At 47.7% G+C, this 15,715-nt stretch carries 14 protein-coding genes and 1 pseudogene; 1 reads left to right on the forward strand and 14 read right to left on the reverse strand.

Annotation, left to right across the window (positions count from 1 at the left end; all coding sequences use genetic code 11):
- Nucleotides 1–2: 2 nt before the first annotated feature.
- The 9 genes from DT065_RS03710 to DT065_RS03750 all read right to left on the reverse strand — a co-directional run bounded on the left by DT065_RS03710 (nt 3) and on the right by DT065_RS03750 (nt 7,773).
- A complete protein-coding gene (locus tag DT065_RS03710) occupies nt 3–1,175 on the reverse strand; it encodes a TAXI family TRAP transporter solute-binding subunit (RefSeq protein ID WP_160112381.1) in 1,173 nt (390 codons plus the stop codon).
- A gap of 247 nt (nt 1,176–1,422) precedes the next feature.
- Nucleotides 1,423–1,983: a Fe-S-containing hydro-lyase gene (locus tag DT065_RS03715; protein WP_114370995.1), complete on the reverse strand. Its 561-nt coding sequence runs from the start codon at nt 1,981–1,983 to the stop codon at nt 1,423–1,425.
- Nucleotides 1,984–2,002: 19 nt separating this feature from the next.
- Nucleotides 2,003–2,845 carry a fumarate hydratase gene (locus DT065_RS03720; protein ID WP_114370997.1) on the reverse strand — a complete coding sequence of 281 codons (843 nt, stop codon included), beginning with the start codon at nt 2,843–2,845 and terminating at the stop codon, nt 2,003–2,005.
- A gap of 16 nt (nt 2,846–2,861) precedes the next feature.
- Nucleotides 2,862–3,755: an HpcH/HpaI aldolase/citrate lyase family protein gene (locus tag DT065_RS03725; RefSeq protein ID WP_114370999.1), complete on the reverse strand. Its 894-nt coding sequence runs from the start codon at nt 3,753–3,755 to the stop codon at nt 2,862–2,864.
- Between the two features lie 65 nt (nt 3,756–3,820).
- A complete protein-coding gene (locus tag DT065_RS03730) occupies nt 3,821–4,978 on the reverse strand; it encodes an acyl-CoA dehydrogenase family protein (RefSeq protein WP_114371001.1) in 1,158 nt (385 codons plus the stop codon).
- 24 nt (nt 4,979–5,002) lie between these two features.
- Entirely contained in the window at nt 5,003–5,521 is a 519-nt protein-coding gene (locus tag DT065_RS03735) for a MaoC family dehydratase (RefSeq protein WP_114371003.1), read from the reverse strand.
- A gap of 34 nt (nt 5,522–5,555) precedes the next feature.
- Nucleotides 5,556–6,707: a CaiB/BaiF CoA transferase family protein gene (locus tag DT065_RS03740; protein WP_114371005.1), complete on the reverse strand. Its 1,152-nt coding sequence runs from the start codon at nt 6,705–6,707 to the stop codon at nt 5,556–5,558.
- A 121-nt stretch (nt 6,708–6,828) separates the two neighbouring features.
- Nucleotides 6,829–7,479, reverse strand: coding sequence for a GntR family transcriptional regulator (locus DT065_RS03745; RefSeq protein ID WP_160112382.1), 651 nt, complete (start codon nt 7,477–7,479; stop codon nt 6,829–6,831).
- Between the two features lie 93 nt (nt 7,480–7,572).
- Nucleotides 7,573–7,773: a hypothetical protein gene (locus DT065_RS03750; RefSeq protein WP_114371009.1), complete on the reverse strand. Its 201-nt coding sequence runs from the start codon at nt 7,771–7,773 to the stop codon at nt 7,573–7,575.
- 208 nt (nt 7,774–7,981) lie between these two features.
- On the opposite strand from DT065_RS03750, the gene DT065_RS03755 reads away from it, so the two are divergent.
- The gene (locus DT065_RS03755; RefSeq protein ID WP_114371011.1) at nt 7,982–9,778 is read left to right on the forward strand and encodes an L-lactate permease; all 1,797 of its coding nucleotides are present in this window, start codon (nt 7,982–7,984) and stop codon (nt 9,776–9,778) included.
- 369 nt (nt 9,779–10,147) lie between these two features.
- Here DT065_RS03755 and DT065_RS03760 read toward each other — a convergent pair whose 3' ends face one another.
- The 5 genes and pseudogenes from DT065_RS03760 to DT065_RS03780 all read right to left on the reverse strand — a co-directional run bounded on the left by DT065_RS03760 (nt 10,148) and on the right by DT065_RS03780 (nt 15,655).
- On the reverse strand, nt 10,148–10,906 hold the full coding sequence (locus tag DT065_RS03760; protein ID WP_114371013.1) for a fumarylacetoacetate hydrolase family protein: 759 nt from the start codon (nt 10,904–10,906) through the stop codon (nt 10,148–10,150).
- 36 nt (nt 10,907–10,942) lie between these two features.
- Nucleotides 10,943–12,398 (reverse strand): annotated as a pseudogene (locus DT065_RS03765) (FAD-linked oxidase C-terminal domain-containing protein).
- A complete protein-coding gene (locus tag DT065_RS03770) occupies nt 12,391–13,746 on the reverse strand; it encodes a (Fe-S)-binding protein (RefSeq protein ID WP_114371015.1) in 1,356 nt (451 codons plus the stop codon). Before DT065_RS03770 ends, DT065_RS03765 begins: the two are co-directional and overlap by 8 nt.
- Nucleotides 13,747–14,973, reverse strand: a complete 1,227-nt coding sequence (locus DT065_RS03775) for an FAD-binding oxidoreductase (protein ID WP_114371017.1) — start codon at nt 14,971–14,973, stop codon at nt 13,747–13,749.
- Nucleotides 14,948–15,655, reverse strand: a complete 708-nt coding sequence (locus tag DT065_RS03780) for a FadR/GntR family transcriptional regulator (protein ID WP_114371019.1) — start codon at nt 15,653–15,655, stop codon at nt 14,948–14,950. The genes DT065_RS03775 and DT065_RS03780 overlap by 26 nt, the downstream gene beginning before the upstream one ends.
- Nucleotides 15,656–15,715: the final 60 nt, after the last annotated feature.

Here is a 15,715-nt window from a genome sequence, read left to right on the forward strand (position 1 = left end):
CTCTAGAATTCTTCCGGCACTAGCTCTTCTTTTCTCTCCAGCCAGTGCTCCTCATGTTCGTCCTCGGATAGATTCATCTCTTCCGCTTCCTCCTCAACAATGGTCCACGCCTCTTGGAGGTCTTCTTGGCGCTCAATTAAAGCGTCGTTCTCTTCTTGTTTTTGCTCATCCCATAATCCGATTTCGTCGAGATATCGGATGGAACCTTCATGAAAAGGGACACCCATTGCCGCCGGACTTGTAACTATTTCATCAGGATGATACGTCCACATATTGGCTGTCGCCCCTTCATAGTTCTCATACTGCTCAACCATCGATTTCGTAAATGCATACATATCTTCCTCATCTTGGTCAGCATACCCCGCAAACAAATAAGCATGTCCCAAAATTTCATTATCATCCGTCATACCGGCACCATCATCTATCTCTCTTGGATTAAACCAAGACGCAACGTCATGAACGCGATCCCATCCTCCTTCATCGGATGCTGGCATTTGCAACCAGCGAATCCCCTCAAGGCTGTCCGCCTCAAACATCCCTCCGGCTTGTGGATTGATCGAAGCTATATCAAGTTCACCTTGAATCAATGCCTCCCCTTGTCCTCCGTAATCATTAAACTCAACAACATCAACGTCATCGAGGGTCAAACCGCCAAAAGCAAGCATGGACTCTGTTTTTATATTAATGGACGTATTTCCGCTAATATGAGGAACGCGCATCCCTTCCAAATCTTCAATCGATTCGATATTAGAATCCTCACGAACGGCTATGCCGAATGGAGAGATCGGGGCCCATAGGGCACGCATATCTTGAGGCCCCCAGCCAAGGTCAAAAAACTCTTCCGTTCCTTCAAAAGCGAACTTTACTTCATCCCCGATCTTTCCGACATCCGCATCTCCTAAATAAAGAGGCATCATTCGGCCAACCCCGCTTGAAGATGGAAGCATTCGTATTTGGGTGCCATATTCTTCTGTGATCTCATTGGCCACAGCAGACGCCTCAGCATAGCCCCCGGCATTAATGTCATACACACTCCAAACCATATCTTCCGGCATTTGTTCGCCATTTTCACCAATTTCAAGCGTTTCCGAAGATGCTCTCGGATTTGAGCAACTTGCACATACGACCCCCAACACCAGTAGTAAAATAAAGACTGTATTATGATGACGTTTCAATAGTCGCACCTCCTGATTGTCTAAGCTTTCAAATGTTGGCAACTATGAATCTTCCTATGTAATCGGTTCCAAATGAAGATAGCTTTATTTTATATACTAGAATGTTTTTTGTCAATAAAATTTTTGATTGTTATTATTGTTATTCATTTTCCGGTACGTAAACCCTTTCAATCGGGTTCAACCGATCAAAAGGGCTGTCTTCTCTACCATCCATATCCCGGTATAGCTACAATTTCATGTGTTTTCATCATAGTTTTCCTTTTTGATACACTTCAGCGGCTTGCTCGTACCAATCATTGCCATAACAATCATTAATGACCGTCACCGGAAAATCATTAATGGTAAGGCGGCGAATCGCTTCCGGTCCCAAATCTTCGTAAACAACAATCGTTTCAAATTGGATTTTTTTGGACAACAGGGCACCGGAACCACCGATAGCGGCAAAATAAACGGCATTATAGGTTTGGATCGCCGCTTTAACCTCATCATTTCTATACCCTTTCCCGATCATCCCCTTCAAACCCCGGGATAACAATGCAGGTGTATATTTATCCATTCTTCCGCTCGTCGTCGGTCCTGCCGAGCCAATGATTTGACCCGGTTTTGCCGGTGTCGGGCCTACATAATAAATGACTTCGCCTTCCAGTTGAATCGGCAATTCTTCGTTGACCTCAATTCGCTCCATCAATCGTTTGTGAGTCGTGTCCCTTGCCGCGTATACGTCACCGCTTAATAAAACCCGGTCGCCAGCTTTTAAATATTGAACTTTTTCATCTGTTAGAGGAAGCGTTACTCTTTTCTGTGCCATGTAAGTTCCCCCCTATCGTTTATAGTGTTACTTCTTTATGCCGATTGGCATGGCACTGGATGTTTACCGCAACAGGCAAAGCGGCAATGTGACAAGGATGCACCTCGATCTTCACATCTAATGCTGTCGTGGTGCCGCCCATACCTTGCGGACCGATGCCAAGGCGGTTGCATTTTTCCATCCATTCTTCCTCTAGGCTAGCTATCCGTTCTTCCTCATGCCGTTCTCCTACGGGTCGCAACAATGATTTTTTCGCAATGTAGGCGGATTTTTCGAAACTTCCCCCAATGCCGACACCGACGATCATAGGCGGACAAGCATTGGGCCCTGCGAGACGGACAGACTCCATGACAAAATCCTCGATACCTTCCAAGCCATCGGACGGTTTCAGCATTTGCAAACGGCTCATGTTTTCCGCTCCCCCGCCTTTTGCGGTAAATCTTATTCTCAGCTGATCGCCTTCCACCATTTCCACATATGTGATGGCGGGTGTATTATCCCCGGTATTTTTTCGGTCCAGTGGATCGCGAACGATGGATTGGCGCAAATAGCCATCGCCATAGCCTTGGCTAACCCCTTGATTGATGGCATCGTATAAGTCTCCGCCAGTTATCTTGCAATCATATCCCATTTCTATAAAAAAGACGGCCACCCCGGTATCCTGGCACATGGGAATGCGTTCCTGCTCAGCAATTTCGGCATTATCTAGGAGTTGCGTCAGTACATCTTGGCCAATTTCCGATTTCTCTGTTTTTAAAGAAGACTGAAACGCCCGGATCATGTCATCGCCCAAATCAAAACTCGCCGATTGACACATGGCAACAACGTTCTCGGTGATCGTATCCACGTGGATGTCTCTCATTCCCCATTCACACCCTTTACGCTTTCGTATCGTCTGTTTCTTTCAGCGCCTCGACTAGATCCAACGTCTGCTGAGCACTTTTCACTACGGGTACGTCAATCATTTTTCCATTCAGTTGGATCGCTCCATCTCCTTGTTCATTTGCCTGTTGGTATGCGTTTACAATTTCTTTTGCTTCTTCAACTTCTTCGTCTCCAGGGGTATAAACGTTATGGACGACCTCAATCTGCTTTGGGTGGATAATCATTTTTCCTTTAAATCCGAGACGGCTACCTCTTTGCGTTTCTCGCAATAATCCTTCTTCGTTTTGAAAATCTGCGTACACCGTATCAATCGGACCTTCAATGCCTGCTGCATAACTGCTGTTGACCAGTTGCGATTGAGCGTACAGAAGCTCTTCGCCACTTTCGCTAAGCTTCGTTTGAATGTCCGATGTATAATCGATGGCCCCAAAACTCAGCCTGGTCACCCGGGGCGAAGCTTTTGCAATTTCATAACTGTTATGCACGCCAAGTGCAGATTCTATCAACGGAAACAATTGAATCTTGCCGACTTCATATCCCAATTCTTGTTCCAGAGCGGCGAGCTGTTGGTCGACGTCTTTGATATGCTCGGGATGGTCTGATTTTGGCAACACAATGCCGTCAACGTTGCCACGAGCCCCGGCGATTACATCTTGGGTAAAAAAAGGGGAGGTGCTTTCATTGACTCTCAGCAGCTTATAAGGTGCTTTATCGATATGCTTTTCTTGTAAATGCTCTCTTACGATTTCTCTCGCTTGTTCCTTTTCATCCAATGGAACAGCATCTTCAAGATCATAAATAACGATATCCGTTTGTGTTTTCATTGCCTTTTCCATTGTTCGGGGATGATTTCCCGGCGCGAAAAGCCATGTGCGATGTTTTTTCATTTCTCGTTCCTCCGTTTCTTAAAAAAATAGAACGGTTCTAGAAAAACTAGAACCGCTTGTCATCATCAAAAAGACCGAGGCAACCCGAGCACGTGTTGGCCTACGTAACTCCGGATTAAGTTATTTGTAATCGGTGCTACCATGAAGAGACGCGCTTCTCGGAATTTCCGCTCAATATGGTACTCCGCCGCAAATCCGTAACCGCCGTACGTATCCATCGCGCTGTTTGCCGCTTTCCATGTGGCCTCTGAAGTCAGGTACTTCGCCATGTTCGCTTCTTCACCGCAGTTCTCCCCTTGGTCAAACAACTCTGCTGCTTTGTCGCGCATCAACATCGCTGCTTGAATGTCCATATAGTTCTCTGCCAATGGAAATTGAACGCCTTGATTTTGCCCGATAGGACGATTAAAGACGACACGTTCATTCGCGTAATTGACCGCTCGATCGATAAAATATAAACCGTCGCCGACACTTTCGGAAGCAATCAAAATACGTTCGGCATTCATTCCCCCGAGCACATATTTGAATCCTTTTCCTTCTTCGCCAATTAAGTTTTCCTTATGGATTTTTGCACCTTCAATAAAAACTTCCGTCGTGGCGTGGTTGATCATCGTATCAATTGGACGAATGTCGATATGTTCTGCTTGTTCGTTCATATCAAGCACAAATAGGCTTAGGCCATCGGTTTTTTTCTTCTCCTGGCCTTTCGGTGTCGTTCTTGCAAGCAATAGCATTAAGTCCGAATACTTCGCTCTGGACGTCCAGATTTTTTGGCCATTCACAATATAGTGATCGCCCTGCTTTTCTGCAAACGTGGAAATGCTTGTCGTATCACTTCCGGCCGTCGGTTCTGTGATCCCGAACGCTTGCAAACGTTGCTCGCCAGAGGCAATGGGCGGGAGCCAGCGTTGTTTTTGCTCTTCTGTACCATGACGAAGGATTGCTCCCATCGTATACATTTGCGCATGCCCAGCGGCTGCATTACCACCGGAACGATTGATTTCTTCCATTATAATGCTCGCTTCCGTCATCCCGAGACCTGCACCGCCGTATTCTTCCGGAATTAAAACCCCTAGCCATCCTTCATCCGTCAAGGCCTGGATAAATTCCTCAGGGTATTCGTGCCGTGAATCTATATCTTGCCAATAAGACTCCGGAAAACGCTCGCATAAACTACGCACACTTTTACGAATCATATCGTGATCTAGCTTTGTTTGTGTCATTTGTCATCCTCCTGATAAATGTTCTTATGAGTTTTCTCGATGAACTTTTTCAAACAAATCTGTTCTTCCCGAAGGTGCATGTTCTTTTTTATAGACCATAAACGTTCGTTTGTAATCGATGACAACTTGACCTTCCTGATTATATCCATAGGTTTTTACAGTTACGATGCCCACATTTTCCCTTTTACCGGATTCTCTTTTCTCTAAGACTTCGGAATAGGAATAAATCGTATCCCCTTCAAAAACAGGATTGGGCAGCCGAATATCTGTCCAACCGAGATTGGCCATCACATTTTGGGACAAATCATTGACCGATTGACCGGTGACAAGCGCAAGTGTAAACGTTGAATTCACGAGTGGTCGGCCGAAGTCTGTTTGCTCAGCATAATGATGATCAAAATGAATCGGGTTCGTATTTTGCGTCAACAGTGTAAACCAACTATTGTCTGTATTCGAGATCGTCCTTCCTAGTGGATGTTGGTACACATCCCCCACTTCAAAATCCTCATAGAAACGCCCTTTCCAACCATCTTTAACACTCACATTTATTCCTCCCTATTTTCGTGATTTCATGGATTCATTTTTTTATGGTTTCAAATCCAAACTCCTCCAATATCGATGTTGTATGTTCCCCGAGCTCAGGAACATCTCCCATCTTAGGTTCTACTCCGCTGATGGAGGCCGGGGGAAGCAGCGCTTGTATCGGTCCATTGGGAGTATGTACCTCCTTCCATCGCTCTCTAGCTTTTAATTGTGGATGTTCGAAGAATTCTTTCATGGAATTTAGTCGCGCGTTTGCAATCTTTGCAGCTTCCAACCGTTCAATGACGTTATCTCTATTTAATTTTGAAAAAACACGCTCGATCAGTTCCGTCAGTGCTTGTCGGTTTTCAGAACGTTTGGCGTTAGTCGCAAACCTTTCGTCATCTGTTGTTTCAGACTTTTGCAGCACATTTTCACAAAAACTCAGCCATTCACGTTCATTTTGAAGACCAACGAAAACGGTTTTTCCGTCCCCGCATTGAAACGGTCCGTAAGGAAAAATCGTGGAGTGGCTCGCTCCTTTTCGTTGCGGTTCTTCTCCCCCATATGCTGCATAGTAGGTTGGGTACCCCATCCACTCTCCCAACGCTTCCAGCATGGAAACATTCACTGTTTGCCCCTCGCCGGTGCGTGAACGCACGAGAAGAGCCGTAAGGATGCCGGAATACATGTACATGCCCGCGGCAATATCGGCAATGGAAATACCCGCTTTCGATGGAACATCTTCACTTCCCGTGACCGATACGAGCCCGGCTTCACACTGCACGAGCAGATCATAGGCTTTTTTGTTTTTATATGGTCCGGTGTCTCCGTATCCTGTTAAATTACAAGTAATTAATTCCGGATACCTCTCACGTAGTGCCTCTGTTCCGTAGCCCAATCTTTCCATTGCCCCGGGGGCCAGATTTTGAATAAATACATCTGCCTCGGCCAATAACCGTTCAAACACCGGCTTTGCGTTTTCTGATTTTAAATCTAGCGTCATCGATTCTTTTGATCGGTTTAGCCAGACGAAATGGCTAGACATGCCATGAACGGTGCTATCATAATCCCGGGCAAAATCACCTGTTGGAGGGCGCTCCACTTTGATTACCCTTGCACCAAGGTCGGCCAGTTGTCGAGTGGCAAAAGGAACGGCAACAGCCTGTTCGACGGAAAGAACGGTTATGCCTTCTAATGGCTTCATAATAACCCTTCCTATTTTCTAGTAAGTATTTATGAAATTTTTTATGCATCCTTCCTCAAATAAATGGATGAAAGGATATTGTATCCAATTATTGATTCGCAAGGGGAATGATTCCCCCCCATTAATCATCATTGGTCTTAATAAACGCGATTAACCGCTTACCAGTATTGAGAATATGATCATGAAGCAAAGAAGCCGCACGCTCAGGTTCTTGATTTTTTAATGCTTGAACAATTTGTTTATGATCTTCATTCGATTTTTCGATCTGACCATGTAAAAATTCCGGGGTTTGCTGTGAATAGCCATTCCACAATACTTGAATAAATGTGGATAGCCGCTTCCATGGGCATCGCTTTAAGAGCAAATGGTGGAAATCAATATTGGTTTGAACGAACGCTTCATGGTCAGCTTGATCCATCTCTTTGATAAGCGCATCCATATCAGCTAAATCTTTCTGAGAGATGAAGGGGTATGCCTTCTGAAGTGCCATTTTCTCCAATTCTGAACGCAAAACGTAATTTTCATGGATCGCTTCCGTATCCAATTCGTTCACAAAAGCGCCTCGGTACGGTTCAATCTTGACGAGTCCTTCAATTTCCAATTGCTTCAAGGCCTCTCGAATTGGCATTCTGCTGATCCCCAATTGTCTCGCCAATTGTTCCTGAACCAACTTTTTTCCGGGCGGGAAATCCCCGCTCAGAATAGCCTTTCGAATGGCATTGCAAGCTTTGGTTTCAATCGAATCTTTATTCTCCAACTGAAAATTTTCCATGATCATTCTCCTTGGAATATAGTATATCGTATCCAATATACATTTTTCAATGGTATGTTAATAATTTTTTAATTTTTTCATTGACACTCCCCCCTACTCCTCCTGTTTCTTTTTCTCCATATAGGCTTGCAAAAAGGGATACGCAATACCGGCGAGGGCAAATAATACGATGATGAGTGGGATCCCTTCTATTTCCATGATAAAAACGTAATTCAGAATGATTAATGCACAGGCGCCGAAAAACACGCCGAATAGCCATTTGAGATATGCTAATATATAATATCGAATCGTCATGACGTTGCCTCCGTTCTTGATCGTCTTCTTCTATCCTATCACCGGGAAATCTGTCTTGCCAGAGATGGCTATTAAAGCCGAGGCTTAATTCACTATTGACTTTTTCGCAATTTTCATGCTAAATAAGTGTAAGCGGTTACAAATAAGGAGGTGACAAAAGAGCAGCGAGCATCACCGGATCATTTTTTAAAAATAAGGGGGCTACGCAATGGCGCTAGGTGTTTTAGCATTACTGGCATTATTACCAATTCTTGTCGTGTTTTTTCTCATTGCTGTCTTGAATTGGTCGGCAAGAAAGGCAATGCCGGTCGCGCTCATTTTAACAGTTTTAATGGCGCTTATCATCTGGGGAACCGACTTCTCACAGGTGAGCGCGGCGGTTATTAACGGCGTTGTTCTGGCTTTGGAAATTTTATTCATCGTGTTTGGTGCGATTCTTTTACTTAATACCCTGAAAGAAAGTGGCGCGTTGCAAACGATTCGGGCCGGCTTCACCAGTATCTCGCCGGACAGAAGAATTCAAGCGATCATCATCGCCTGGTTGTTCGGTTGTTTTATCGAAGGGTCGGCCGGTTTTGGGACCCCGGCGGCAGTTGCCGCGCCTTTGTTGGTCGCGATTGGATTCCCGGCGATGGCAGCTGTGGCGGTCGCCCTTGTCATCCAAAGTTCGCCTGTTTCATTCGGAGCAGTCGGCACTCCTATTTTAGTCGGTGTCGGGTCCGGCCTGGATGGTCAGGAAACGGTGATGTCGGCGTTGGGGAGCATGCCGTTTGATGAATTCATCCACTCGGTGGGGGCGCAAGTCGCCCTTACACATGGACTCGCGGGGATACTTATACCGCTATTGATGGCCGGTCTTTTAACTCGATTTTTCGGAAAATCAAGATCATTTTCAGAAGGGTTTAAAGTATGGAGATTCGCGCTCTTTGCCGCGCTCGCTTTCGTCATTCCCTTTTATTTGGTGGCGTTGCTGCTAGGTCCGGAATTTCCGGCCATGCTCGGAGGGCTTATCGGGTTATTGATCGTCGTCCCAGCTGCAAGAGCCGGTTGGTTTCAACCGAAGGAATCGGAGATTTTCGACTTTGAACCGCGGGAGCGCTGGGAACCGGAATGGATCGGTAAGCTACAAGACGCCTCTTCCAAAGAAGTTGCCAGCCGAAATATGGGATTGCTCAAGGCTTGGTCGCCTTATGCGATTGTTGCACTTTTGTTAATCGTTACGAGGGCCGTTGACCCTATCAATGATTTCCTGCAACAACCTGCCTTATCGTTTATTTGGGAAGGCATATTCGGATCAACCATCACCGCAGAGGTATCTCCATTGTTTGTTCCGGGAATGTTCTTTGTGCTCACGTCGATTATCACTTATTTCGTCCATGGCATGCACCAGCGAAAAGGCGCGTATGCGACGGCTTGGTCAGACACGTTTAAAACATGGGTAGGCGCTGCCGTTCCTTTGTTGTTCGCGGTGCCAATGGCACAAGTGTTTATCAACTCCGCATCAGACATGTATCAAAGCATGCCGATCGTGCTGGCGGAAGCAGCCTCCAACATGGCTGGAGAAGTATGGCCTTTGTTCGCCCCCATCGTCGGTGCTTTAGGCGCTTTCCTCGGCGGAAGCAACACGGTGAGCAATGTCATGTTCTCCCTCTTTCAATTTGGTACGGCCCAGAATCTCGGGCTCGATGTTGCCGGTTCGAGAATCGTCGTTTCCTTGCAAGCGGTCGGTGGTGCTGCCGGTAACATGGTCGCGGTTCACAATGTTGTGGCCGCTTCGGCCACCGTCGGCCTCCTCGGTAAAGAAGGGATGCTGATTCGGAAAACATTGATTCCGATGACGTATTACATCATTATTGCCGGTATGCTAGGTATGGGCTTTGTCATTGGCGGCATTAACTTCTGGTTCTTCACCGCCATCCTGTTTGCGATCGTGTACCTCTTTATTTTGGCAAAAAATAAAGGTAAAAACACGCCGATCGATACCGGACGGAAGCCTTCAGCGTGAGTACAAGCGAAAGCGGCAGAATCTCTGCCGCTTTTTTGCACTTTAGATAAGGATTGAAAGCCCAGTAGTTGGAGTAAAGTCGATTGCCGTTTAGGGGCACACGGTCATATTTCGATGTTCGAGCTGATTTTAACGCAAGATAATTCAATTTCATCAATCTATATTGCGCCATTGGAAGTGAATAGCGCATGATATAACAACTTCAACGATCTATCATGCGCTAAGGAGAGTGTTTACCGCAAGATAAAACAGATTCGTCACTCTATCATGCGCTAGAAGGTGAGACTAGCGCATGATAAACCAGAAATGGCAGTCTATCTTGCGTTAGTGGGAGTGAGAAGCCGCTTCACGGTTCTTCCGGTTAAACGGTCATGCCTTCACCAAAGTGTTTTTCAAAGTACCAATGTCTTTGATCTCACACTCAACTGTGGTTCCTTCCGCTACCATCCCTGCGCCAACGGGGCTCCCTGTCATGATCACATCCCCTTTTTTCAGGGTCATAACGTTAGATAAATAAGAAACCATGTCCTGAATGGAGACAATCATTAAATCCAGTGGGCTGTTCTGTTTTTCAACTTGATCGACCCGTGCCTCAACGCTGACGTTTAGCGGGTCCAACTCTGTTTCTACATAGGGCCCCAACGGCGTAAACGTATCAAATGATTTCCCAACCATCCAATGGCCGTCTTCATGAAAATATTGCGGCGCGGTCACATCGTTTCCTACCGTATATCCAAAAATATGGTCCAACACTTGATCTTTAGTAATATTTTTCGCTTCTTTTCCTATTACAACGACGAGTTCAGACTCGAACTTCACCTCGTTAATGTCTATTGGTATGATGATAGCTTCCTCAGGTCCTATCACCGATGATGTCGGCTTAAAGAAAAACACTGGAATATCCGGCGGAGTATCCGGCTTATCTTCTATCTTTGATACAAAGTTTGCACCGATGCCTATAATTTGATTGGGCACTAATGGTGCCAGTAACTGAACGTCTCCCTCCTTGAATGTTCGATCCGTATAGGTCCAACGATCAAAGATATCCCCTTCTATCTCTTTAATCCCCTCATCGGTTACAACACCTTGGTGAATGTCTGACTGAAATAAAAACCTTGAAAATTTCATTGTCATTTCCTTTCTTTTTTGCTTAATTTCCTAAGCTTAATGCTGGGTCACTGCCTGATGCGCTTCTCCACTCCCGACAGCGCGCTTCACTTCACCACAGCGCGCGGGTTTCGGAAACTGTTTATCCGGGTTCATCAGGTTATTCGGATTAAACACATCGCGCACCGCGAGTTGCCGGTCGATTTCCTCTTCGGTAAAGACGAGGCGCATATCTTCTTTTTTCTCGATGCCGACGCCGTGCTCCCCGGTAATGGAACCACCCACGTCCGTACAAGCCTCCAGCGTTTTTGTACCCACCTCCAAGGCGAGATCGGTTTCGCCTTCATTGCGGGCATCGAACAAAATCAACGGATGCAAATTGCCGTCGCCTGCATGAAACACATTCGCGATTCGCAAGCCTGATTCCTCGCTGATTTCCTCGATACGGGCAAGCACTTCTGACAAGCGGCTACGCGGAATGACGCCATCTTGCACGAGGTAGGCAGGAGAAATCGCGCCCATCGCCCCAAACGCCGTTTTCCCGGTTCGCCCACCATTTCCCGCGTTCACGGTCGTCTTGGGCGACTTTTATTTCTTTAACGTTATGACGCTCGCACACCCTCACCATCTCATGGATTTGATCCTCAATCCCCGCCGCGATACCGTCCACTTCCATGATCAGTACCGCCTTTGATCCTTCCGGATGTCCGACAGGATTCGTCGCCCGCTCCACGCCTTGAATCGCGATTTCATCCATCATTTCAATCGCCGCAGGTACGATGCCGGCCGCGATAATGTCCGAGACCGCGTAACTGGCATCTTCAACCGAATCAAAATAAGCCAATGCCGTTTCTTTCGATTCCGGCTGTTTTAAAATGCTTACGGTGATCGACGTGACAATGCCGAGCGTACCTTCCGAGCCCGTGAGAATCCCGAGCAAATCATAACCGGGCGCATCGGGAACCCCTCCGAGCTCAACGATTTCCCCATCATGCATCACCACTTCCAAGCCGAGCACGTGATTGGTCGTCACCCCATATTTCAGACAATGGGCCCCGCCGGCATTTTCCGCCACGTTCCCCCCGATCGTGCAGTTAGACTGGCTGGAGGGATCCGGCGCGTAATAAAAGCCTTTATGGGTAATCGAATTTGTAAGCTGGAGATTAATATAGCCCGGCTGCACGATCGCTTCCCGATTATCGTAATCGACGTGCAGCAACTGTTTCATGCGCACGAGACTGATAATGACTTCGCCCCCGAAAGGCGTAGCCCCGCCGCTTAAGCCCGTGCCTGCTCCCCGAGGGATAAACGGAATTTCTTGAGCATGAAGCCAACGGACCACATCGGACACCTCTTCGGTCGTCGCCGGAAAAACAACGGCAAGCGGCATTCCGCGAAAGACCGTTAAGCCGTCACATTCATATGTGATCAAATCTGCATCCCGGTGCAGAACCGCATCTTTTCCGAGCAAGCGCGTCATTTCCTCTACCAATGCCGATTTCTTTTCACTCATCGTCTTCACCTTCCTCACGTTCATAGGCCCAATCCAAGAGCTGCATCGTATGGACGATTTTCTCGTCACGGCCATACTTCTCAACCCCCATCGCCATCTGCAACATACAGCCGGGGTTGCCCATGGAGATCATTTCCACATCATCCGGCACGTCCGCCATTTTTCGGTCGAGGATGCGCCCGGCCATATCCGGGTTCGTGATATTGTATACGCCCGCGCTGCCGCAACAACTATCCGCATTTGGCAAATGCGCCATTTCCAATCCCGGAATCGCTTCGAGAATCTCTCTCGGCTCATCCCACACCCCCTGACCGTGAGCGAGATGGCACGCATCATGATAGGTTACCCGCTTATTCAACGACGCTTTCGGCGCTTCATATCCGTAATCATGTAAATATTTCGACACATCGAGCACTTTTTCCGAAAACTGTTCCGCTTTTTCTTTGTATTCCTCATCATTTTGCAATAGCTCCGGATATTCCCGCAACGCACAGCCGCATCCTGCCGCATTAACGACGACATGTTCTGCATCCGATTCCAAAAACGTATCGATGTTTTGACGTGCTAATTTTTTACTCATCTCCCGATCGCCCGCGTGCACATGCAAGGCACCGCAACAATTCTGCTGTTTCGGAATCTCCACGTTATGGCCATTTTTCGTTAATACCCTAACGGTTGCTTCATTCACATCGCTGTACATCACATCCATGATGCAGCCGGTAAACATCGATGCCGTACCCTTTTCTTCTCCCTGCGCCGGAATCCGCTCCGGATGCGTTTTCAACACCGGCCGCCCAACGTCCGGCATAATCCCTTCCATCGCGCCGAGATGATCCGGCAGCACCTTCTTCGCCCCACTCTTGCGAACGACCGTCTGCGCGCCGCTCTTTTGATAGATTCTCGTCAACATCCCCAACGCGTGCAACCGCTTCGTATGCGGAAACACACCGCGCAAGAAAAACCGGCTCACGAACCCTTGCCATCCTTTCAAAGGCATCGCCTGTCGCACTTGCCCGCGTGCTTCCTCGATGAGCGTCCCCACCTGCACGCCTGCCGGACACGCCGTTTCACACGCGCGACAATCGAGACACGTGAACATCGGATCTTCAAACGCTTCATCAATGCTAATTTTTCCTTCCGCTACCGCCACGATCGAATGAATCCGCCCCCTAGGCGACTGATGCTCATGCCCAAGTTCCAAATACGTCGGACACGCCTCCAAGCACATGCCGCAATGAACACAAGCAGAAAATTTATCCTCATCCGGCGGATCTTCCCACAAATAATTACCTACCGGCGGATCATTCTTCGTCACGACCAAATCAGCCAACTTCGGCGCCGTAGCCATCTAAATTCCCCCTACAAATCGATTTGGATTCAAAATCCCCTTCGGATCCAACTGCTCTTTAATGCCTGTAAGGATGGAAAAATAACCCGGTGTCGCACCCCAGACACCAATGGACGTGCGCACCTCAAACGGCGCGTGCGTCAATATTGCGTAGCCCTTCGATTGTTCACAACGGAGCCGCAAGTCTTCCACAAAGGACTGGACGCCATCGCCACTGGCGTACACCCGGCTAATCCCGTGGCCGGCCCCACCGTGGGCAAACACGTGTACATCCCGCCCTTCTTGCAATCGCTTACAATGATGGATATGGTCAAGTACTTGCATGTTTTTACTGCCGATCTTGATATGAACCGCTTCAGCAAAGGTAAGATCGGCAAACGTTCGCCAAAATTCCTCGACCTCGTTGTCATGATAAACGGTGAGTTCGGCTGTGTTCGGCATGTGTTCTCGGACCCATTTCTCCTGGACGTCCACCGCTTTTTTTACATCTTCAAACGTGATCGCCAAACTATAGCCTCGTTTATGAAACAATCGCTCGCTCATATTCGGTTCCATGTATTCCAAAGTGATCGGTTCCAGATGCGTATCCAATAGTTTCGATAGAAAAGGTTTAACGTCACGTGTTGCTGCCTCATCCGGAAATGTCAGCACACACATACTGGTATATTTTGGATAGGGACGCAACTTCAACGTGACTTCCGTAATCATCCCAAGCGTGCCCATCGAACCAACGAGTAATTTGTTCATATCATAGCCCGCGACGTTTTTAACGACTTTCCCGCCTGATCGTAAAATCTCGCCGTTTGGGTCGGCAACGCGCAAGCCGATGACATGATCCCGCGCCGATCCATACGCCATCCGTTTCGGGCCGCTGTCATTGGCGGCGACCACCCCACCGATCGTTGCTTGCGACGGATACGACGGATCGAGCGGCACCATCTGCTGCTCGGCGCGTGCGGTTTCGTTTATTTTTTCCATCGTCGTGCCTGCCTGCACGGTCATCGTCATGTCGCCCGGGGAATATTCAATGACTTGATTCAGATTTTCCATGGATAATAGAATATCGGCCTCGTCACCTTCCCCGCCAAAGCCTTGTTTCGTTCCTCCGCCCACGGGGATAACCGTTTCATTCCTGTCATTGGCACGTTTTATAATATCTGCGACTTCCTCCGGTGTGGTCGGGCTGACACGCTGTCGCCCCTCATTCCCTAGCGTTTGCTGTTGCATGATCCTCCTCCTTCAACGATTGCCGTAGCAGATCTTCAACATAGATTAAGTGCGTTTGCATGATGTCCTTGGCCGCTTGTGAATCTCGCTGTTTGACCGCTTCATAGATGCTCGCGTGTTGCCCTTCGATTTTTTTTGCCACGTCTGCATTGGCCGCGATCATGCGATGGCAATCCATCAATGCTTTTTTCATATTCGTTGAAATCGCTTCCATTAAATGCACGAACATGTCATTGCCCGTTGCTTTCGCAAGGGTGATGTGGAAACGGTAATCCGCTTCCCAGCCTTCTTCTGCTTCAAGCCATTTCTCCATCGTAGCAAGGTGTGCCTCGTCACGGTGCAGTGCCGCCTCCTCCGCGATCCCTATTTCCATCCACTTTCGCACCGTGTATACATCACGGATCGCTGTTTCATCGTTTAACGTGAAAGTGCCGAAGGGTTGCCATTCGCTTGGCGCAGTTACAAACGTTCCCTCTCCTTGGACGACGTTCACCATGCCTTTGCCTTTTAAAACCGTGATCGCGTCCCGCACGGCCGAGCGCCCGACCTGGAATTGTTCACAAAGTTCCCGGACCGATTGCAGCTTTTCGCCCGCCGGCAGGTGTCCTTCCGCGATTGACTGTTCCAGTTGCTCCGCCACTTGCTCGGAGATTTTCTTCGTCGATATTTTTTGAATGTTCATTCCGGCCACCTTTCAGTTGTCTGATATGTGATAACTTATTTTTTATTATAGCCCAGATTA

Origin of the sequence: Salicibibacter kimchii, assembly GCF_003336365.1 — a bacterium.
GTDB classification, from domain to species: domain Bacteria; phylum Bacillota; class Bacilli; order Bacillales; family Marinococcaceae; genus Salicibibacter; species Salicibibacter kimchii.